The organism is Bradyrhizobium sp. 191 (assembly GCF_023100985.1).
Taxonomy (GTDB): Bacteria; Pseudomonadota; Alphaproteobacteria; order Rhizobiales; family Xanthobacteraceae; genus Bradyrhizobium; species Bradyrhizobium diversitatis.
Window position 1 is genome coordinate 6,119,706 of the sequence record NZ_CP064692.1, and the last position, 21,153, is coordinate 6,140,858.

Below are 21,153 nucleotides of genomic sequence, written 5' to 3' on the forward strand. Positions count from 1 at the left end.
CAGATCGCGCCAGAATCTGCCGAACGGGGGCCGGGAGCCCCGTCCGGAGAGGGTTCGCGCGGAAGGAAATGCGGAAGGCGCTTCGGCCGGAGACTTGTCGGCACGTCACCTCATTCCGGTATTGGAGATCGGTCCATATGAAGACTCTTCGCCTTCTGACAGCGGTCAGCATCGCGGCGCTCGTTGCCGCCCCGTCGGTCGCCTCGGCCCAGCAAAAGACCCTCTACGTCGCCGGCTACGGCGGCTCGTTCGAAAAGACGATCCGCGACGAGGTGATCCCGGCCTTCGAGAAGGCAAACGGCGTCAAGGTCGAATACGTAGCCGGCAACTCTACTGACACCCTGGCAAAACTCCAGGCGCAGAAAGGCAATCAGCAGATCGATGTCGCCATCGTCGACGACGGTCCGATGTATCAGGCGATCCAACTCGGCTTCTGCGGCAAGCTCGACGGGCTGCCGGCCGATCTCTACGACACCGCCCGCTTCAAGGACGATCGCGCCGTCGCGATCGGCATCGTCGCGACTGGCCTGATGTACAACACGAAGGTGTTCAAGGAGAAAGGCTGGGCGCCGCCGACCTCGTGGAATGATCTGAAGGACACGAAATACGCCAAGCAGCTCGTGATCCCGCCGATCAACAACACCTATGGTCTCGAAGCGCTGGTGATGCTGTCGAAGATGAACGGCGGCGGCGAGACCAACGTCGAATCCGGCTTCAAGATCTTCAAGGAACAGATCAATCCGAACGTGCTGGCCTATGAGCCGTCGCCGGGCAAGATGACCGAGCTGTTCCAGTCCGGCCAGGCCGTGATCGCGGTTTGGGGCACCGGCCGTGTGCAGAGCTTCGCCAATACCGGCTTCCCCGTCGACTTCATCTATCCGAATGAAGGTGCGGCGACGCTGCTGACGACGGCGTGTCCGATCGCCAAGCCGAATGCCTCGCCACTCGCTGCGAGCTTCGTCAAAATGCTGCTCGATCCGAAGATCCAGCTCGTGCTGCTGAAGGATTACGGCTACGGCCCGGTGCTGAAATCGCTGGTGGTCCCACCCGAGCTCGGCAAGATGGCGCCGATCGGCGAGCGCGCGGCCAAGCTCTACAATCCGGATTGGACCGTCATCAACGAGAAGCGCGAGGAGTGGACCAAGCGCTGGAACCGCGAGGTCGAGCGCTGATCGGTCGCGGCGGAAACAGCGTCATGGCCTATCTCGAGCTCGATCGGGTCGCAAAGCAGTTCGGCGCGCAGACTGTGGTCGACGACTTCAGCCTGTCGGTGGGAAAGGGGGAGTTCATCTCCTTCCTCGGCCCGTCCGGCTGCGGCAAGACCACGACATTGCAGATGATCGCAGGCTTCCTCGATCCCACGCGTGGCGCGATCCGCCTCGAGGGCAAGGACCTCACCGCGATCCATCCGGCCAAGCGCGGCCTCGGCATCGTGTTCCAGAGCTACGCGCTGTTTCCGCACATGACCGCGGCGGAGAACGTCGCCTTTGGCCTGGAGATGCGTGGCGTGCCGCGAGGCGAGCGGGCCAAGCGCGTTCGGGCCGCGCTGGCAATGGTGGGGCTCTCCGGCTACGAGGATCGTCACCCACGCCGCATGTCCGGCGGCCAGCAGCAGCGCGTGGCGCTGGCGCGTGCGCTGGTGATCAAGCCGAGCGTGCTGCTGCTCGACGAACCGCTGTCGAACCTCGACGCCAAGCTGCGCGAGGAAATGCAGATCGAGCTGCGCCAGATCCAGCGCACCATCGGTACCACCACGATCCTTGTCACTCACGACCAGAACGAGGCGATGTCGCTGTCCGATCGCATCGTGGTGATGAGCCAGGGCAAGATCGAGCAGATCGGCACGCCGCAGGAAACCTACGAGAAGCCGGCCTCGGCCTTCGTCTCGCAGTTCCTCGGCAAGACCAACGACTTTGCCGGAACGATCGACCGGACCGTCGCGCCGACGCAGTTGGTGGCCGGCTCCTGGCGCGCACCGGCGCCGGCCGGGCTTGGCGGTGCCGTCACCGTCAGTGTTCGCCCCGAAAGAATCGGCTTTGGCGATACAGGGCTCAGCGCAAAAATCATCACGCGCATCTTCCAGGGCAATCACTGGCTGTTTCAGTGCGACAGCGAATGCGGCCCGGCGATCGTGATCCGCCAGAATGACGGCAAAGCGCAGCCGGCCGAAGGCGACGCGGTTCGCCTCACCTGGCGTTCCGAGGACATGAGCGTGCGCGCGAGGGCTGGCGCATGAGCATGGCCGCCGAGGAGCGCAGCCTACGCGCGCCGTGGGTGCTGACCGTGCCCGCCTTGATGCTGTTTGTCGGCGTGCTGCTGATTCCGCTGGCGATGACGGTGATGCTGTCGTTCCACGATTGGGGCCAGTACAAGGGCATCGAGCCGGTCTTCATCCTCAAGAACTGGCACGAGATCGCCACCGATCCCTATTACGCCGAGATGTTCTGGCGGACGTTCCGCATCGCGATCCTGACCACGCTGCTCACGGCCGTGTTGGGCGCGCCCGAAGCCTATATCCTCAACCGCATGAGCGGCCGCTGGAAGAGCTTTTTTCTGCTCGTCATTCTCGGGCCGCTCTTGATCTCCGTCGTTGCGCGCACACTCGGCTGGGCGCTGCTGTTCGGCGGCAACAACGGCCTCGTCAACAAGCTCCTGATGTCGCTCGGGGTCATGCGCTCCCCCATCCCCTTCATGTTCACCGAAACCGGCATGGTCGTGGCACTCGCGCATGTGATGATGCCGTTCATGGTGCTGTCGGTATGGGCGGCGCTGCAGCGCCTCGATCCGCAGATCGAGAATGCCGCGATGTCGCTCGGCGCGGGCTCTGCGACCATTATCCGCCGCATCATCATGCCGCAGATCCTGCCGGGCGTGCTGTCTGGCGCCATCATCGTGTTCTCGCTCTCGGCCAGCGCCTTCGCGACGCCGGCGATCATCGGCGGCCGACGGCTCAAGGTCGCGGCGACGCTCGCCTATGACGAATTCCTCAACACCCTGAACTGGCCGCTGGGAGCTGCCGTCGCAACGCTGCTGCTGGTCGCGCTGGTGCTGATCGTTGTCGGCAGCAACGCACTGATCGAGCGGCGCTATGCGGAGGTGTTCCGATGAGCCGGAACGGCCCGCTCGCGCTGATCTTCCACACCGTCTTCGTCATCGTCATGGTGGCGCCGATCCTGGTGGTCTGCCTCGTCGCCTTCACGCCGGAAGGCTTTCTTTCCTTGCCGACCAACGGATTTTCGCTGCGCTGGTTCAGGACCATCGCGAACTATCCCGAATTCATCCACGCCTTCTGGGTCAGCCTCGGCCTCGGCGCGCTGTCCTCGCTCGTGGCGCTCCTGTTCGCGGTGCCGGCGGCGCTCGCGATCGCGCGCTATCGCTTTCGCGGCCGTGATGCGCTGGCGGCGCTGTTCCTGTCGCCGCTAATGATCCCGCATGTCGTGCTCGGCATCGCCTTCCTGCGCTTCTTCACGTCGGTCGGGCTGGGCGGCAGCTTTGCCGCGCTGATCATCGCGCATGTCATCATCGTGTTTCCGTTCGCGCTGCGGCTGACGCTGGCGGCGGCAACCGGCATGGATTGCACGGTCGAGATGGCGGCGGTCTCGCTCGGCGCCGGCGGCTGGACATTGTTCCGCCGCGTGACCTTGCCGCTGATCCTGCCCGGCGTCATCAGCGGCTGGGCGCTCGCCTTCATCCAGTCCTTCGACGATCTCACCATGACCGTCTTCCTCGCGGCACCCGGCACCGAGACGTTGCCGGTGCGCATGTTCCTTTATATCCAGGACAACATCGATCCGCTGGTGACGTCGGTCTCGGCCTGCGTGATCGCGATCACCATGACCGCCCTCATTCTGCTCGACCGCTTCTACGGGCTCGACCGTGTGCTCGCCGGCAAAGGCGATACGGGACGATAGGAGAACCTATGCGAACGGACTACGACGTCGCCGTCGTCGGCGGCGGACTGCTCGGCTCCGCCATTGCCTGGGGCCTCGGCCGGCTCGGCAAGAAGGTCGCCGTGCTCGACGAAGGCGACATTACCAAGCGCGCCTCGCGCGCGAACTTTGCGCTGGTGTGGGTGCAGAGCAAGGGGCTCGGCATGCCCGCCTATACGGTGTGGACCGTGCAGGCCTCGCAGGCATGGGGCCGGCTGGCCTCCGAGCTGAAGCAGCAGACGGGGCTCGACGTTGCCCTTCAGCAGAATGGCGGCTTCCATCTCACGCTCGGCGAGGACGAATTCGGCCAGCGCGCCGAGCTCGTCAAGCGCATGCACAACCAGGTCGGCGCGGCCGACTACAAGATGGAAATGCTGCGGCCGTCCGAGGTGAAGAAGGCGCTGCCGCTCATCGGCCCCGAGGTCTCCGGCGGCAGCTATTGCCCGCTCGACGGCCACGTCAATTCGCTGCGCACCTTCCGCGCGTTTCACACCGGCTTCATTGCGTTCGGCATCGACTATTTTCCGGAGCGCCCGGTCTCGGCGATCAGCAAGAGCGGCGGTGAATTTCGCTTGACCACGCCGCAGGGTGAACTGCGTGCCGCCAAGATCGTGCTGGCCGCCGGCAATGCCAACCAGACGCTGGCGCCGATGGTCGGCCTCTTTGCGCCGATGGGCCCGACCCGCGGCCAGGTCGTCGTGACCGAGCGCACCATGCCGTTCCTGCCGCATCCGCTGACCACGATCCGCCAGACCGACGAGGGCACGGTGATGATCGGCGACAGCAAGGAGGACGAGCTCGACGATCGCACGCTGAAGCCGTCGATCAGCGGTGTCATGGCCGATCGCGCGCAGCGCATGTTCCCGCATCTGTCGCGACTCAACGTGGTCAGGAGCTGGTCCGGCATTCGCGTGATGCCGCAGGACGGTTTTCCGATCTACGACCAGTCGGAGACGCATCCCGGCGCCTTCGTCGCCTGCTGCCATTCCGGCGTGACACTCGCCTCCAACCACGCTTTCGAGATCGCGCGGATGGTGGCGCAGGGCGCGCTCGAGCCGGAGCTGGTCGGCGCGTTCTCGGCCAGCCGTTTTGGCGGCGGAGGTGCTGCGAACGGCAGCGGCTACTAGAGATTCTGAGAAGGAGCCAAGAGGCATCCCCATGTTCAAGCGATCCGAACAGGACAAGCGTCCGCAAGTGCAGATCCTCGTCGACGGTGTCGCCGTCGCGGCGCGCCAGGGCGACACCGTCTCTGCCGCACTGTTGGCCTCCGGCGTGGACGCACGGCGTTCCACCGCAGTGAGCGGCGCGCCGCGTCTGCCCTATTGCATGATGGGCGTGTGCTTCGACTGCCTCGTCACCATCGACGGCGTCGGCAATCGCCAGGGCTGCCTCGTGCCGGTTGCGGAGGGCATGCAGGTCGAAATCCAGAAGGGCAAGCGGGAGATCGGAAAATGACTGTGGCTCCCAAGCGCGAAGCGTATGACATGGTGGTGATCGGCGCCGGGCCGGCGGGTCTCGCTGCTGCCGCGACATCCGCCGAGGCCGGCCTGTCGACGTTGCTGCTCGACGAGAATGTCGGTCCCGGCGGCCAGGTGTTTCGCGCGATCGCCTCGACACCGGTGACCGAGCGCAATCAGCTCGGCGCCGATTATTGGGTCGGGGCCGATCTCGTGCAGGCGCTGCGTGCGAGCGGCGCCGAGATCATCCATCGTGCCACCGTCTGGAGCCTCGATCGCAATCTCGACATCGCCGTGTCGATCGGCGGCGCCTCCGCCTTCGTCAAGGCGAAACGCGTGATTCTGGCGACCGGCGCGCTGGAGCGGCCGTTCCCGATTCCCGGCTGGACGCTGCCGGCCGTGATGACTGCCGGCGCGGCGCAGACCATGCTGAAGTCGTCGGCGCTGGTGCCTGATGGACGCACGGTGATCGCGGGGCAGGGGCCGCTGCTCTGGCTGCTAGCCGCGCAGATTTTGCGTCTCGGCGGCCGCATCGACCGCATCCTCGACACCACCGAGCGTGGCAATTATTTCGCGGCGCTTCCGCACGCTTTCGCCTTCCTGACCTCGCCCTATTTCGCCAAGGGCCTGTCGATGATGCGCGAGGTGAAGGCGAAGGTGCAGGTCGTCTCGGGTGTCACCGAGCTTGCGGCTTCCGGTGATGGCCAGCTTGCCAGCGTGAGCTATGTCGCCGGCGGCAAGCGCGAGACGATCGCTGCGGACCTGTTGCTGCTGCATCAGGGCGTCGTGCCCAACGTCAATCTGGCGATGTCCGCCGGCATCGAGCATCGTTGGGATGACCTGCAATTGTGCTGGTCTCCAGTATTGGACGCCAGTGGCAATTCGTCGGTCGCCGGCATCGCGATCGCCGGTGACGGTGCCGGTATCGGCGGGGCCAATGCAGCCGTGGTGCGCGGTCGCATTGCCGCGTGCGCCGCCGTCGAAGCGCTGGCGCCCGCGGCAGCCGCAAAGGTCCCCGCGATGGCGATGCTCCGTTCCGATCTCGCCAAGGCCGAGCGCGGTCGCGTCTTCCTCGACACGCTGTTCCGCCCCGCGCCGCACTTCCGGATTCCCTCAGGCGACACCATCGTCTGCCGCTGCGAGGAGGTCACCGCAAAGGACGTTCTCGATTCCGTCGCGATCGGCGCGACCGGGCCGAACCAGCTCAAGGCCTATCGCCGCACCGGCATGGGTCCGTGCCAGGGCCGACTCTGCGGCCTCACCGTCACCGAGCTGATGGCGCAGGCGCGCGGCAAGTCCCCGCAGGAGATCGGCTATTACCGCCTGCGTGCGCCGGTGAAGCCGATCACGCTGGCCGAGCTCGCCGCCGTTCCCAAGAGCGAGGCCGACGTCAGGGCCGTGGTGCGCGGATGAGCACAAACGTGGATGCGATCGTCATTGGCGGCGGCATCCACGGATGTTCGACCGCGCTGCATCTGTGCCTCGCCGGCTTGAAGCCGGTGCTGATCGAGAAGGATTATGCCGGCCGTCACGCCTCGGGCGTCAACGCCGGCGGCGTGCGCCAGCTCGCGCGGCACATCCCGGAGATTCCGCTCTCGATCCGCTCGATGGGGATATGGGAGAAGATCTCAGATCTCCTCGACGACGATTGCAGCTTCGAGAGCTACGGTCAGGTGCTGGTTGCCGAGAACGAGGACGAGCTCGCGATCTGCCGCGCGCGTGTCGCCGAGCTCAACGCGCTAGGCTTCACCCACGAGGAACTGATCGACGCCGCCGAACTGCGCCGGCTGGTGCCAGCGGTGGCCGAGACCTGTCCCGGCGGTATTGTCTCGCGCCGTGACGGCGCGGCTAATCCGGCGCAGACGACGACGGCGTTTCGCCGCAAGGCCGAGCTGCTCGGTGCAACCGTGCGCGAAGGCGTGGCCGCCGACAACATCCGGCACCGTGACGGCCTCTGGCACGTCGATGTCGGTTCGGAGAGCTTTGCCGCGCCGGTGCTGGTCAACGCCGCCGGCGCCTGGGCCGGCAGGATCGCGGCTGACCTCGGCGAGCCGGTGCCGGTCGAGACGGTAGCACCGATGCTGATGATCACCTCGCGCGTGCCGCACTTCATCGATCCCGTCGTGATCCTGCGCGGGCGAAAGCTGTCCTTCAAGCAATTCAAGAACGGCACCGTGCTGATCGGCGGCGGTCATCTGGCGACGCCGGACCAGGAACGCAACGAGACGGTGCTGGACTGGAAGAGCCTCGCGACCAGCGCGCGGACCGTGTTCGAGCTGTTCCCGGTGATGCGCAGCGCCACCATCGTCCGCGCATGGGCGGGCATCGAGGCCAGGATGAAGGACGATCTGCCCGTGTTCGGGCCGAGCAGCCGTCACAAGGGCCTCTATCACCAGTTCGGCTTCTCGCTGCACGGTTTTCAGCTCGGCCCCGGCGCCGGCGCCGTGATGGCGGAGCTGATCGTCAATGGCGGCACCCAGACCCGAATCGGCGATCTCGGCATCGACCGCTTCCATCCTTCAACGCTCTAGAAAAAGAGGACATCATGAGCATCACCCGCAGCATCCGCACGCCCATCATGCATCGCGCCGTCGAGGCCAACGGCTTCGTCTTCCTCGGCGGCACCATCGCCGACGACACCTCGGTCTCGATGGGCGAGCAGACCCGCAACATCCTCGGCAAGATCGCCGGCTATCTGAAGGAGGCCGGCACCGACAAGTCTCGCGTCGTCAGCGCCTCGATCTTCGTCACCGATCTCTCCAGGAAGAAGGAGATGGATGCGGCCTGGACCGAGTTCTTCGGCGACAATCTCCCCACCCGCGCCACCGTCGGCGTCGCCGATCTCGGCGGCGGCGCGCTGATCGAGGTGGTGGTCACCGCCCTGAAGGGTTGACCGCGCACGGCGACGAAGGACGACAGCGCCTTCCGCGCTGTCGTCCTCCTCGCGTCCCGCCTTGATCTCGCCGTTCGATGGGACTACTTGGAGAGTCCCTCAATCAGGATACTTGTAGCCATGGATATGACCCCGACCGCAAAGCCCACCTGCCTTGCTCACGGGGAATTCCATGCCTGCCTCGATCATTCTGTCGAACCTGTCGCTGTCCACGCCTGACGGCCGTTCTCTTCTTTCCAACATCGATCTGACGTTCACGACCGAGCGTACCGGTCTCGTCGGCCGCAACGGCGTCGGGAAAACGACGCTGCTTGCGTCGATCATAGGTGAACATGTGCCCCGATCAGGGCGCGTTCTGGCTAACGGCACTATCGGCTTGTTGCGCCAGGATGTGCAGGTTCTTGCCGGCACGACCGTAGCCGACCTGTTCGGCGTGCGGCGGGCGCTCGACCTGCTTCGCCGTGCGGAGCGAGGCGATGCCTCTGCCGATGACATCGCAGCGATCGACTGGACGCTCGAGACCCGGCTTGAAGCCGCGCTGGCGCGCCTCGGGTTCGATCCATCTCCCGACACGGAGCTGTCTTGCCTATCCGGCGGCCAGATCACCCGGGTTCGACTCGCCGCACTGATCTTCGCCGCGCCCGACTTCCTGCTCCTGGACGAGCCCACCAACAATCTCGACCGGGACGGACGCAAAGCGGTGACTGATCTGCTCGCCGCCTGGCGCGGCGGCGCGATCGTCGTCAGCCACGACCGGGGCTTGCTGGAGACCATGGATGCGATCGTCGAACTGACCTCGCTCGGAGCTACGCGATACGGCGGCAATTGGAGTCGGTATCGCGAGCAGAAGGCCGTCGAGCTTGCGGCCGTCCGGCATGACCTCGCGCATGCCGAGAAGCGTCTCTCCGAGATCGACGGCAAGGCCCAAGAGGCTGCGGAAAGGAAAGCGCGCAAGGACAGCGGCGGAAGGAAGAAGCGCGCCAAGGGCGACATGCCGCGGATCCTGGCTGGTGCACGCAAGGATCGTAGCGAGGACAGCGGCGGCAAGAGCACGCAAATCGCCGAGCGGCGGCGCGCGGAGGCCATCGATGCTGCGGACACGGCGCGCCGGCGTATCGAGATTCTTCAGCCATTGTCGGTCAGGTTGCCCGCGACCGGCCTGCCGGCGGGCAGGGAGGTGCTTTGGCTCGACGGCGTCAGTGCAGGCTATCGGCCCGAGCGGCCGGTCTTCCAAGATCTATCGCTCATGATCGTTGGTCCGGAGCGCGTCGCGCTGGTCGGCCCGAACGGCTCCGGCAAGACGACGCTGCTGAAATTGATCGCGGGCGAGCTGCGCCCGCTCTCCGGCACCGTGCGGGTCAGGCCGGACTTCGCGCTGTTCGACCAGAAGGTCAGCCTGCTCGATCCCGCGACCTCCATCCTGGACAATTTCGGGCGTCTCAATCCGAAGGCGGGAGCGAATGAATGCCATGCCGCGCTGGCGCGGTTCATGTTTCGCGCCGATGCTGCCTTGCAGATCGTCGGAAGCCTGAGCGGCGGGCAGTTGTTTCGTGCAGGCCTTGCCTGTGTGCTTGGCGGGGCGACTCCGCCGTCCCTGCTCATTCTCGACGAGCCGACCAACCATCTGGATGTCGAGTCCATCGAAGCCGTCGAGGCAGGCTTGAGAGCCTATGACGGCGCGCTGCTTGTCGTCAGTCATGACGAGGCATTCCTGCAGGCAATCGGGATCACGCGGCGGCTCGATCTTGCCGGCGAACGTGATTCCAGGGGCTCATCATTCCAATAACAAAAACCCGACGCCCTGCCCCCAGCGCGTCGGGTGGAAAAAATGAGTATCAATCCGTGATCGCAGTGCCGTTGTTGTGACGCTTATCTCGCCGGTTTTCCACTCCGGGAAACTACCGCGTCGGAAAAAACGTCGCCTGCCTTCGATCTACGCGCCTCCGCCCGGTTCCAGCGCCTCGCCGATCTCCAGCGGGTGGGCCATGGTCTCGTGCAGCGCGTCGCGGTCGAGCTCGCCTTCGGAGATGCTGATGACGACGCAGGCGACGCCATTGCCGATCAGATTGGTCAGCGCGCGGCACTCGCTCATGAACTTGTCGATGCCGACCAGGATGGCGATCGACTGGATCGGTATGTCGGGCACGATCGAGAGCGTTGCCGCGAGCGTGATGAAGCCGGCGCCGGTGACGCCCGAGGCGCCCTTCGAAGTGATCATGGCGATGCCGAGAATGCCGAGCTCCTGCCAGATGGTCAGATGCGTATTGGTTGCCTGCGCCAGGAACAACGTCGCCAGCGTCATGTAGATGTTGGTGCCGTCGAGATTGAAGCTGTACCCCGTCGGAATGACGAGGCCGACCACCGAGCGCGAGGCGCCGAGATGCTCCATCTTCTGGATCATCTGCGGCAGCACCGTCTCGGAGGAGGACGTGCCGAGCACGATCAGCAGCTCGTCCTTGATGTAGGCGATGAAGCGCAGGATCGAGAAGCCGGCGAGGCGAGCGATCGCACCTAACACGACCAGTACAAACAGCATGCTGGTGAGATAGAATGTACCGATCAGCGCCGCGAGGTTGAGCAGCGAGCCGAGGCCGTAGGCGCCGACGGTGAACGCCATCGCGCCGAAGGCGCCGATCGGCGCGACGCGCACGATGATGCGGATGATGCCGAAGAACATCTTCGCGGCCTTGTCGATCGCATCCGCAATGGGCTCGCCGGCCTTGCCGAGGAAGGCGATGGCGAAGCCGGAGAGGATCGAGATCAGCAGCACCTGGAGCAGGTCGCCGCGCGCGATCGCGCCCAGATAGCTGTCGGGAATGATCGCCATCAGATGGGCGACTATGCCCTCTTCATGAGCCTTGGTGACGTAGGTCGCCACCGACTTCGGGTCGATCGTGGCCGGATCGATGTTGAAGCCGCGCCCGGGCTGGAGAATCTCACCGACCAAAAGTCCGACCGCGAGCGCGACGGTCGAGACCGTCTCGAAATAGATCAACGACTTCAGCCCGACCCGCCCGACGCGCTTGAGGTCGCCCATCGAGGAGATGCCGTGCACCACGGTGCAGAAGATCACCGGCGCGATCATCATCTTGATCAGCGCGATGAAGCCGTCGCCGAGCGGCTTCAAGGCCTTGCCGAGATCAGGATAGAAATAGCCGATGAGCACGCCGAGCGCGATCGCGATCAGCACCTGAACGTAGAGGATCTTGTACCAGGGCTGGTGCCGACGTTGAATGGCTGGCTGGATCGCGATTTGTGTCATGGAGTGTGCCCCGGAACGCATTGATCATGCATGATCTGAATCATGCATCACTTGCATCATGTGATGGCCGCCGCCGAAGCGACAATCACATTTTTGTCTGTTTGCACGAAGATCGATCGCGGAGCCGCAAGCGCGCTTGTTGTCGATCGCGGCCACCACGGCGCCGGCGGCGGCAGGCTCTCGATGGGGCGGGCTCGCGACCGTTCCGATGGTCGGAGTGCTTGCTCTTGCAGCCCAGGCATGCGACGTCGCCTGCTGATCATCGGTGCGATCGGCGGATGTCTCGGATGCCTGGTGAAGGCCTCGCCTCGGCATGCCGATCGACTCCACCCAGCTGCCGGCCGCGCCGTGTCCAGGGATGCGTGCGGCGTATGCACAACCGGGTGGAACAAAACGCCGGTTCCATCCATGATGACGCATCTGGAGAGAACACATGCCGCAAACCGAACGTTCAACCTCATTTCCTTCGCGCCTCGTCGGTCAGTACGCCCTCGTGACGGGTGCCTCGCAAGGCATCGGCCGCGCCGTCGCCGTCCGGCTCGCCCAGGAAGGCGCAACCGTTGCCATCAACTATTTCGAGAACGTGGAGCGCGCCGAGGAGACGCTCGCGCTCGCTCGGGCAGCTTCGCGCTCGCGCGGCCACGGCGAGCCCGATCATTGCATCGTCAAGGCCAATGTCGGCGATGAGCGGGACATTGCTGCGATGTTCGAGGCGATCCTTTCTCGCTGGAAACGTCTCGATTGCCTCGTCAACAACGCCGGCTTCCAGCAGGAATCGCCGAGCGAGGCGCTCGACGTCGAAACCTATCGCCGCATCATCGACGTCAATCTCAACGGCGCCGTGCTCTGCGCACAGAAGGCGCTCGCTCACTTCGTCGCACGCGGCGGAGGCGGCAGCATCATCAATTGCTCGAGCGTCCACCAGATCATTCCAAAGCCCGGCTATCTCGCTTATTCGATCAGCAAGGGAGGCATGGCCAATCTGACGCGCACGCTGGCGCTCGAATTTGCCGGCCGGGGCATCCGCGTCAACGCGGTGGGACCAGGCGCGATCGACACGCCGATCAACGTGGCATGGACCGGTGACCCCGAAAAGCGCGGCGTCGTCACCAGCCATATTCCGCTGGGCCGTGTCGGCACGCCGGAAGAGATCGCCGCCGTATTCGCCTTCCTCGCCTCGGAGGATGCGAGCTACATCACGGGGCAGACCATCTATGCTTGCGGGGGCCTGACGCTATTCCCCGAATTCCGAGAGAATTGGGCAAGCTGAACGTCAGCTTTGGATCACGCGCAATCGGCGGCCGCCAGTGCCCGCGGAGAAATCAGGATGGGTTGGGGGCTGCGGCGCCGTGTGCTATCGACCGTGGACGACGCGGCCGCTATTGGCAAACGTCGACACAAGACGGGCTCGTGACCACAACCATCAGCATCAATGCCTATAGCGACGCGCTCGTGGTTCTCGGCACCGCCGGCGTGGTGGTGCCGATCGTGCGCCGCTGGGGCATCAACCCCGTGCTGGGCTATCTCGGCGCCGGCGCCATTCTCGGTCCGCTCGGGCTTGGTTCGCTCGTTCAGAATCTCCCGTTCCTGTACTGGTTCACGGTGACGGACGCGCAGAACGTCGAGGGCATCGCCAATCTCGGCATCGTGTTCCTGCTATTCCTGATCGGGCTCGAGCTGTCTTTCCGGCGGCTCGTCACGATGCGGCGGCTGGTGTTCGGGCTTGGCGGCCTGCAGGTGCTGGCGACGTCCGCCATGTTATTTGGCGCGGCGCTCCTCTGCGGGCAGAGTTCCGATACTTCCGTGATCATTGGCGCGAGCCTTGCGCTGTCCTCGACGGCGATTGTGCTCGAGCTTCTCTCCGCCGAGAGGCGACTTGCGACCACAGCCGGGCGCGCCAGCTTTTCGGTCTTGCTGGCCCAGGACCTCGCCGTGGTCCCCATTCTCGTGTTCGTCTCGGTGCTCGGTGCAGGCAGCGGTGGCTCGGTCGTGACGCACATCTCCAGTGCGATCCTGAAGGCGGTCGTGGCGGTCGCTTTTCTCATTCTGATCGGACGGCTGCTGATGCGTCCACTGTTCCAGATGGTTGCGGGAACCCATTCGACGGAGTTGTTTGTCGCGGCGACCTTGTTCGTCATCGTCGGCGCAGGGCTTGCCGCACACCAAGCCGGGCTGTCGATGGCGCTCGGAGCATTCGTTGCAGGACTGATGCTGGCGGAAACGGAGTATGGAAAAGCCATCGAGGCCACCGTCGAGCCATTCAAGGGCCTGCTGCTCGGCATCTTCTTCTTCACCGTCGGCATGGCCATCGATTTCCGCGTGTTCATGCGCGAGCCCGGTTGGCTGCTGGCTGCCGTGATCGGCATTCTCGCCGGCAAGGCGATCGTGCTCATCATTCTGGGCCGCCTGTTCAGGCTCTCATGGCCGGCGGCGATCGAGATCGGCTTCCTGCTGGGGCCCGTCGGCGAGTTCGCATTCGTCAGCATCGGCATGGCGGCCGCCGCAGGCCTGATCGAGCCTCGCGTGTCGAGCTTCGTCGTGGCCATCACCGCCGTGACGATGGCGCTGACGCCGCTCTTGGGCGCGCTCGGACGACGACTGGCCGCCAAGCTGGCTGACGAGCGCATCCTCGATCCCGAACTGACGGTTCAGCCGCCAAGCGACCGAACACAGGCGATCGTGGTCGGCTACGGCCGTGTTGGAAAAGTGGTCTGCTCGCTGCTTACCTCCCATGGCGTGGACTACATCGCGGTCGATCACGATCCGATCGCCGTGGCGCGCGACCGCCGCGACGGTCATAAGGTCTTCTTTGGCGACGTGACAGAGCCGGGCTTTCTCGAAGCTTGCGGCCTGATGCAGACGACCGGCGTGATCATCACGATTCAATCGCGAACGGCGATCGATGCCGTCGTCGAGCGGATCCGTTCGGCGCGGCCGGATGTGTTGATCGTCTCACGTGCGCGCGACGCTGATCATGCCCGTCACCTCTATGCAATCGGCGCCACCGACGCGGTGCCGGAAACCATCGAGGCAAGCCTGCAGCTTTCAGAAGCCGCGCTGGTCGGCCTCGGAGTCGAGGTCGGGTATGCGATAGCCTCGGTGCACGAAAAGCGTGATGAGTTTCGGCGGACGTTGCAGCAAGCCGCCCACACGGCAGACCAGGACAAATCTCACCCATCGTCCTTCGCAGGGCGTCCGTCCCGCCGACAGTGATCTGGAAAAAGCCGGCCTCGCGACCTACATCTGGTGCCATGTCAAACGCTCCGCTCCAGGATTTCGTCGACCGGCACGAAAATCTGTTCGTGCTGACCGGCGCCGGCTGCAGCACCAATTCAGGCATTCCCGACTACCGCGACAGCCAGGGCAACTGGAAGCGGACGCAGCCGGTCAATTTCCAGGCCTTCATGTCGGACGAGCATACGCGCCGGCGCTATTGGGCGCGCAGCCTGATCGGCTGGCGGCGGTTCGGCCAGGCGAAGCCGAACGATGCGCATCATGCGCTGGCCCGGCTCGAGGCGAACGGCCGGTGCGGGATGCTGCTGACGCAGAACGTCGATCGGCTGCATCAGTCGGCCGGTCACCGGCAGGTCATCGACCTCCACGGCCGGCTCGATCTGGTCCGCTGCATGGGTTGTGACCGCAAGACGCCGCGCGACGAGTTTCAGCAGGATCTTGGCCGCGCCAATGCGGCGTGGCTGACGCTCGATGCCGCGGATGCACCTGACGGCGACGCCGATCTGGAGCACGAGGATTTTTCCTCCTTCGAGGTGCCGCCATGCGAAGCCTGCGGCGGCATCCTCAAGCCCGACGTCGTCTTCTTCGGCGAGAACGTCCCGCGCGACATCGTCGCCACCGCGCAGGATCATCTGGCGGAAGCCGACGCCATGCTGATCGTCGGCTCCTCGCTCATGGTCTATTCCGGCTTCCGCTTCGTCCAGGCCGCGGCGCGCCGCAATATTCCGATCGCGGCGGTCAACCTCGGCCGCACCCGCGCCGACGATCTCCTGACGCTGAAGGTCGAGGAGCGCTGCGAGACGGCGCTTGCATTCCTGCTCTGATCGCGCAGGCGACGCACACGCCTTGCCTATTGCATAGGTGCCAAGCAGAATAGCCGGGCGCGGCGTGCATCTTGTCGTCCATGGCATGGAAATTGCTGCGCTTTTGTCCCCAGTCTTGACGACCAGCACGGAGAATTTGGAATGCTTGAGGGAGCCGAGGTGCGGCTTGCCGTTGATATCGGTGGCACGTTCACCGACATCGTGCTGGACGTGGGGCAAGATCGCAAAACCCGCAAGGTGCTGACCACGCCGCAGCGCCCCGAGCAGGCCGTGTTGGACGGCATGCGCCTCATTCTGGCCGATGCACGCGCGCATATTAGCGACATCGACGTCTTCATTCACGGCACGACGCTCGCGACCAATGCCATCATCGAGCGCCGCGGGGCCAAGACCGCGCTGATCGCGACCGAGGGCTTCCGCGACGTGCTCGATATCGGCACCGAAAGCCGCTACGACCAATATGACCTCGGCATCGACAAGCCGAAGCCGCTGGCGCCGCGCAGCCTGCGCTTCACGGTGCCCGAGCGCATCGACGCCCACGGTGCCGTTCGTCTCCCGCTCGACGAAGCGGCGGTGCGCGCACTCGCGCAGAGATTGCGCGAGCTGAAGGTCGAGAGCGTCGCAATCGCGTTCCTGCACTCTTATGCCAATTCCGAGCACGAGCGCCGCGCGGCCGCGATCATCAGTGATGAAATGCCCGGCATCTCCGTGACTGTATCGTCGGCAGTGTGTCCCGAGATCCGGGAATATGAGCGCACATCCACTGCGGTCGCCAACGCCTACGTGCAGCCGCTGATCGATGGCTATCTTGCCCGCATGGCCGATGCCTTGCAGGTCGAGCAGTTTCGCGGCGCCATTTATCTCGTGACCTCCGGCGGAGGCGTGACCTCGATCGAGACCGCGCGGCGCTTTCCGGTGCGTCTCGTCGAATCCGGTCCCGCCGGCGGCGCGATCTTCGCGGCCCAGATCGCGGCGCGTCTCGGTGAAAGCAAGGTGCTCTCCTTCGACATGGGCGGCACCACCGCGAAAATCTGTCTGATCGAAAAATACCAGCCCGAGACCTCGCGCGTGTTCGAGGTCGATCGCGCCGCGCGATTCCTCAAGGGCTCCGGCCTGCCGGTGCGCATTCCCGTCATCGAGATGGTCGAGATCGGCGCCGGCGGCGGTTCGATCGCGCATGTCGACGCGATGAAGCGCGTCACCGTGGGGCCCGAAAGTGCCTCCTCGGAGCCGGGGCCCGCCTGCTATGGCCGCGGCGGCCAACGCCCGGCCGTGACGGATGCGGACGTTGCACTCGGCATGATCGATCCAGATGCGTTTGCGGCCGGCACGATCAAGCTCGACCCGGAGCTTTCGAAGCAGGCGCTGCTGCGGGACGTCGGCGAGCCGCTTGGCCTGTCCGCGGAAACCGCGGCCTATGCTGTCCACGAAGTCGTCTGCGAGAACATGGCGAGCGCGGCGCGCGTGCATGCCGTCGAGCGCGGGGAGATTATCGGTCAGCACACTCTGATCGCTTTCGGCGGTGCCGCGCCGCTACATGCGGCCCGCGTCGCCGAGAAGATCGGCGTCTCCCGCGTGATCGTGCCATCGAATGCGGGTGTCGGCTCGGCCGTTGGCTTCCTGGCTGCGCCCATCGCCTATGAACTGGTGCGCAGCCGTCATGTCCGGCTCGATGATTTCGACACCGAGGTCGTCTCTGACCTCTTGCAGGAGATGGCGACTGAGGCGCGTGCGCTGGTGGAGCCCGGCGCAGCCGGTGCGCCGGTGCGGGAGCGCCGCGCCGCCTTCATGCGCTATGTCGGCCAGGGCCACGAGATATCGGTCGAGCTGCCGAACCGGCGGCTGGCGACCGCCGATCTCGCCGGGCTGCGCCAGAAGTTCGAGGCGGATTATTCCGCGATGTTCGAACGGCCGATCCCGGGGGCTGCCATCGAGGTGTTGAGCTGGTCGGTGCTCGCCACCACCGAGGCGCGCAATCCGCCCACCGTCGCTTCCGTCGCACGCATGCCTGCGGCCAAGGCGTCCGGCAGCCGCAAGTTCTTCGACGGCCGCGCCGGCGAAGTAATCGAGATCCCACTCTATCGCCGCGAGGACATGGCGCCGGGCGCGACGATTGCGGGTCCGGCCGTGATCGCGGAGGACGAAACCTCGACCTTCGTCTCCAACAGTTTTGACGCCCACATAGACGGTGCCGGCAGCATCGTCATGGAACGGAAGGCGGCCTGATCATGAGCAAGGCAAATGGCGCGAGCCTGATCGACCTTCAGATCATGTGGCACCGGCTGATCGCCGTGGTCGAGGAGCAGGCGCAGGTGCTGCTCCGCACCGCATTCAGCCCGATCGTGCGCGAATGCGGCGACCTCTCGGCCGGCGTGTTCGACCTCGAGGGGCGCATGCTGGCGCAGGCGGTGACGGGCACGCCCGGCCACGTCAACTCGATGGCGGAATCGGTGAAGCATTTCATCGCTCACTTCCCGATCGAGACGATGAAGGAAGGCGACGCCTACATCACCAACGACCCCTGGATGGGTACGGGCCATCTCAACGACTTCGTCGTCACCACGCCGTGCTTCAAGGATGGCAAGCCGGTGGCGCTGTTCTCCTGCACCAGCCACCTCATGGACATCGGCGGCATCGGCTTCGGCCCTGATGCCACCGACGTGTTCATGGAGGGGCTCTACATCCCCATGCTGAAGCTGATCGACCAGGGCGTCGTCAACGAGACGCTGATGGCGATGATCCGCACCAATACGCGGCTGCCGATCGACACCGAGGGCGACACCTATTCCCTCGCCGGTTGCAACGACGTCGGCTGCGAGCGCCTGGTCGAGATGATGACCGAGTTCGGCATCGACTCGCTGGACGAGCTCGGCGACTACATCTGCGACCGCTCGCGCGAGGCCGTGCTCGCCGAGATCGCAAAGCTGCCGAAGGGCAGCTGGCGCAATACCATGGTGGTCGACGGCTATGATGCGCCGGTGACGCTGGCTGCGACCCTGACGATCTCGGATCAAGGCATCCACGTCGATTTCGACGGCACCTCTGCCGCCTCGAAGTTCGGCATCAACGTGCCCTTGTCCTACACCACCGCCTACACCGTGTTCGGCCTCGGCTGCGTCGTCGCCTCGCAGATCCCGAACAATGCCGGCTCGCTCTCGCCGCTGACCGTGTCGGCGCCGGCGGGCGCTATCCTCAATGCGCCGAAGCCGGCGCCGGTCGCCTCGCGCCACATCATCGGCCAGATGCTGCCCGACGTCGTGTTCGGCTGCCTGCGCCAGATCATTCCCGAGCGCGTGCCTGCGGAAGGCACCTCATGCCTGTGGAATCTGAATGTGCGTGGGCAAACCCGCTCCGGCGTCGGCGGCAATTACGGGTTCTCCATGGCGGTGACGTCCAATGGCGGCACAGGCGCGCGCTTCGGCAAGGACGGCCTGTCGGCGACCGCCTATCCCAGCGGCGTGCGCGGCACCCCCGTCGAGATCGCAGAGACGCAGACGCCTCTGATCTTCTGGCGCAAGGAGCTGCGTCCGGATTCCGGCGGGGCAGGGCGCACCCGCGGCGGCCTCGGCCAGATCATCGAAGTCGGCAGCGGCGTCGATGCGCCGTTCGACATTCTCGCTGCGTTCGATCGCATCGATCATCCGCCGCGCGGCCGCGATGGCGGCCGGGACGGCGAGGCCGGCTATGTCGGTCTCAAGTCCGGAAAGAAGCTGCGAGGGAAGGGCTTTCAGCAGGTGCCGCCGGACGACCGGTTGGTTGTGCTGACACCGGGCGGCGCGGGCATCGGCGATCCCGCCAACCGTGAGCGCGCGGCGGTCAATGACGACGTCGAAAGCGGACTCGTGTCCGTCGACAAGGCGGTCACAGTTTATGGGTACTCGCGGTGACGCCTCGGGCGTCGTGCGCGGAGCAAACGGAGGGGTGCAATGATCACGCGACGGAACTTCACCGCGGGCGCAGCGACGCTGCTTGCCGCCGGCCACATCTCCACCCGCGCGCGGGCGGCGACGGTGAGTTGGGACATGTCGACGGTGTGGCCTGACGGCAATTTCCACACCCAGAACGCCTTTGCCTTCGCCGAGGAGGTGAAGAAGCAAAGCGGCGGCACGGTGAACATCACCGTGAAGGCGGGTGGTCAGCTCGGCTTCAAGGGCCCCGAGCACTTGCGCGCCGTGCGCGACGGCCTGGTGCCGCTCGCCGACGTCCTCAACATCCAGCAGGTCGGCGACGAGCCGTTCATGGGCGTCGAGAGCATTCCGTTCCTCTGCGGCTCCGTTGACGAGCTCAAGGTGCTGCACAAATACGTGCGGCCCGAATACGAGAAGATCGCGGCGCGCAACAACCAGAAGATCCTCTACATCGTGCCCTGGCCGACGCAGTATCTGCATCTGAAGGCGAAGGTCGCCGACGTCGAGGGCCTGAAGAACATCAAGATCCGCGTGCCCGACAAGAACGCCGTCGAGATGCTCAATGCGATCGGCATGGCGGCGGTGATGATCCCCTGGGGCGAGACCATTCCCGCGCTCGCGTCCGGCGCGGTCGCCGGCGTCTCCACCTCGTCGGTGTCGGGCGTCGATGGCAAGTTCTGGGAATTCCTGAAATACGTCTACCCGACCAACCACGTCTGGTCGTCGCAGATGCTCACCGTCAATCTCGATTCCTGGAAGGCTCTCTCCGGCGATCAACAGAAGCTGGTTGCGGATATCGCGGCGAAGATGGAGCCGGGCTTCTGGGCCAACTCGCTCAAGGCCGACGTCGACAGCCTCAACCGCCTGAAGGAAGGCGGCATGGAGGTGGTGCCGGTCTCGCAAGCCATGATGACGGACATCCGGGCCAAGACAGCGCCGCAGCTCGATGCCTTCCTCAAGCGCGTGCCGGCGGCCGACAAGCCGGTAAAGGCCTATCTCGCCGAAATGAAGCGTGGCTGAGGATGATGTCGTGGTGAGCATCTCGCCCGAAGCTCCGCAAAGCCTGAATGCAGCGGCGCCGGCGCCGCTGCGCATCCTGCTCGACGGCATCGATCGCCTCGGCCGGCTCGACGGCTGGATCGGCGGCTTCTGTCTCTTGATGCTGACGCTGTTGATGCTGTGCGAGGTCGCAACCCGCTTCCTGTCGAACTTCCTGCCGTTCTTCCCGCCCAGCATCTCGATCGCGTGGGAATATTCCTCCTATCTAATGGCGGCGTCCTTCACCTTCGGCGCCGCCATGACGCTACGTGTCGGCGGCCATATCCGCGTCGTGCTGCTCCTGAAGAACGCACCAGTGCCGGTACAGCGCGCGCTCGAGATTCTCTCGGCGGCGGCCGGCTTCGCCTTCATGGCGTTCCTGACCTCGGCCATGGCGAAATTCGCCTGGGCCGCGTTCCTGCGTGGCCAGGTCTCCACCTCGAGCGACACGCCGCTGTGGTTTCCGGAAGCCGTCGTCACCTTCGGCATGCTGCTGCTGACGCTTCAGTTCCTGGCGCGCGCGATCCAGGCCGCGCTCGGCCTGCCGCTGGAGGACCATCGCATGAAGGCCTCGCCCGTCGAATGACCGCCTTGCTCGCTCCCGGATC

Annotated in this window: 18 protein-coding genes; 17 read left to right on the forward strand and 1 reads right to left on the reverse strand. The window is 65.2% G+C overall.

Annotated elements, in window-relative coordinates:
• The first annotated feature begins 137 nt into the window (after window positions 1–137).
• From IVB23_RS28625 to IVB23_RS28670, 10 genes are all read left to right on the forward strand, one after another.
• Window positions 138–1,172, forward strand: a complete 1,035-nt coding sequence (locus IVB23_RS28625; protein WP_197969110.1) for an ABC transporter substrate-binding protein — start codon at window positions 138–140, stop codon at window positions 1,170–1,172.
• 23 nt (window positions 1,173–1,195) lie between these two features.
• Window positions 1,196–2,236, forward strand: coding sequence for an ABC transporter ATP-binding protein (locus IVB23_RS28630; RefSeq protein ID WP_247800883.1), 1,041 nt, complete (start codon window positions 1,196–1,198; stop codon window positions 2,234–2,236).
• A complete protein-coding gene (locus IVB23_RS28635; protein ID WP_247800884.1) occupies window positions 2,233–3,108 on the forward strand; it encodes an ABC transporter permease in 876 nt (291 codons plus the stop codon). The genes IVB23_RS28630 and IVB23_RS28635 overlap by 4 nt, the downstream gene beginning before the upstream one ends.
• On the forward strand, window positions 3,105–3,911 hold the full coding sequence (locus tag IVB23_RS28640) for an ABC transporter permease (RefSeq protein ID WP_247800885.1): 807 nt from the start codon (window positions 3,105–3,107) through the stop codon (window positions 3,909–3,911). The genes IVB23_RS28635 and IVB23_RS28640 overlap by 4 nt, the downstream gene beginning before the upstream one ends.
• Before the next feature lie 8 nt (window positions 3,912–3,919).
• Window positions 3,920–5,056, forward strand: a complete 1,137-nt coding sequence (locus IVB23_RS28645; protein WP_197969114.1) for an FAD-dependent oxidoreductase — start codon at window positions 3,920–3,922, stop codon at window positions 5,054–5,056.
• A 31-nt stretch (window positions 5,057–5,087) separates the two neighbouring features.
• The gene (locus IVB23_RS28650) at window positions 5,088–5,384 is read left to right on the forward strand and encodes a (2Fe-2S)-binding protein (protein WP_197969115.1); all 297 of its coding nucleotides are present in this window, start codon (window positions 5,088–5,090) and stop codon (window positions 5,382–5,384) included.
• Window positions 5,381–6,799 carry an NAD(P)/FAD-dependent oxidoreductase gene (locus tag IVB23_RS28655; protein ID WP_247800886.1) on the forward strand — a complete coding sequence of 473 codons (1,419 nt, stop codon included), beginning with the start codon at window positions 5,381–5,383 and terminating at the stop codon, window positions 6,797–6,799. Before IVB23_RS28650 ends, IVB23_RS28655 begins: the two co-directional genes overlap by 4 nt.
• Window positions 6,796–7,917, forward strand: coding sequence for an FAD-dependent oxidoreductase (locus IVB23_RS28660; RefSeq protein WP_247800887.1), 1,122 nt, complete (start codon window positions 6,796–6,798; stop codon window positions 7,915–7,917). The genes IVB23_RS28655 and IVB23_RS28660 overlap by 4 nt, the downstream gene beginning before the upstream one ends.
• A gap of 14 nt (window positions 7,918–7,931) precedes the next feature.
• Complete coding sequence (locus IVB23_RS28665) at window positions 7,932–8,279, forward strand: RidA family protein (protein ID WP_061880884.1); 348 nt, start codon at window positions 7,932–7,934, stop codon at window positions 8,277–8,279.
• 172 nt (window positions 8,280–8,451) lie between these two features.
• On the forward strand, window positions 8,452–10,065 hold the full coding sequence (locus tag IVB23_RS28670; protein ID WP_197969118.1) for an ABC-F family ATP-binding cassette domain-containing protein: 1,614 nt from the start codon (window positions 8,452–8,454) through the stop codon (window positions 10,063–10,065).
• A 147-nt stretch (window positions 10,066–10,212) separates the two neighbouring features.
• Here IVB23_RS28670 and IVB23_RS28675 read toward each other — a convergent pair whose 3' ends face one another.
• Window positions 10,213–11,541 (reverse strand): dicarboxylate/amino acid:cation symporter, encoded by a 1,329-nt coding sequence (locus IVB23_RS28675; RefSeq protein ID WP_247800888.1) that lies wholly within the window; start codon window positions 11,539–11,541, stop codon window positions 10,213–10,215.
• A 433-nt stretch (window positions 11,542–11,974) separates the two neighbouring features.
• Between IVB23_RS28675 and IVB23_RS28680 the strand changes: the two genes are divergently transcribed.
• From IVB23_RS28680 to IVB23_RS28710, 7 genes are all read left to right on the forward strand, one after another.
• Window positions 11,975–12,811, forward strand: a complete 837-nt coding sequence (locus IVB23_RS28680; protein ID WP_197969119.1) for an SDR family oxidoreductase — start codon at window positions 11,975–11,977, stop codon at window positions 12,809–12,811.
• A 140-nt stretch (window positions 12,812–12,951) separates the two neighbouring features.
• Window positions 12,952–14,754 (forward strand): cation:proton antiporter, encoded by a 1,803-nt coding sequence (locus IVB23_RS28685; protein ID WP_197969120.1) that lies wholly within the window; start codon window positions 12,952–12,954, stop codon window positions 14,752–14,754.
• Between the two features lie 38 nt (window positions 14,755–14,792).
• Window positions 14,793–15,599, forward strand: a complete 807-nt coding sequence (locus IVB23_RS28690) for an NAD-dependent protein deacetylase (protein WP_197969121.1) — start codon at window positions 14,793–14,795, stop codon at window positions 15,597–15,599.
• 141 nt (window positions 15,600–15,740) lie between these two features.
• A complete protein-coding gene (locus tag IVB23_RS28695; protein ID WP_247800889.1) occupies window positions 15,741–17,825 on the forward strand; it encodes a hydantoinase/oxoprolinase family protein in 2,085 nt (694 codons plus the stop codon).
• Between the two features lie 2 nt (window positions 17,826–17,827).
• Window positions 17,828–19,486: a hydantoinase B/oxoprolinase family protein gene (locus IVB23_RS28700; protein ID WP_247800890.1), complete on the forward strand. Its 1,659-nt coding sequence runs from the start codon at window positions 17,828–17,830 to the stop codon at window positions 19,484–19,486.
• Between the two features lie 39 nt (window positions 19,487–19,525).
• Complete coding sequence (locus IVB23_RS28705; protein ID WP_247800891.1) at window positions 19,526–20,527, forward strand: TRAP transporter substrate-binding protein; 1,002 nt, start codon at window positions 19,526–19,528, stop codon at window positions 20,525–20,527.
• Window positions 20,528–20,537: 10 nt separating this feature from the next.
• On the forward strand, window positions 20,538–21,131 hold the full coding sequence (locus tag IVB23_RS28710; RefSeq protein WP_197969129.1) for a TRAP transporter small permease: 594 nt from the start codon (window positions 20,538–20,540) through the stop codon (window positions 21,129–21,131).
• Window positions 21,132–21,153: the final 22 nt, after the last annotated feature.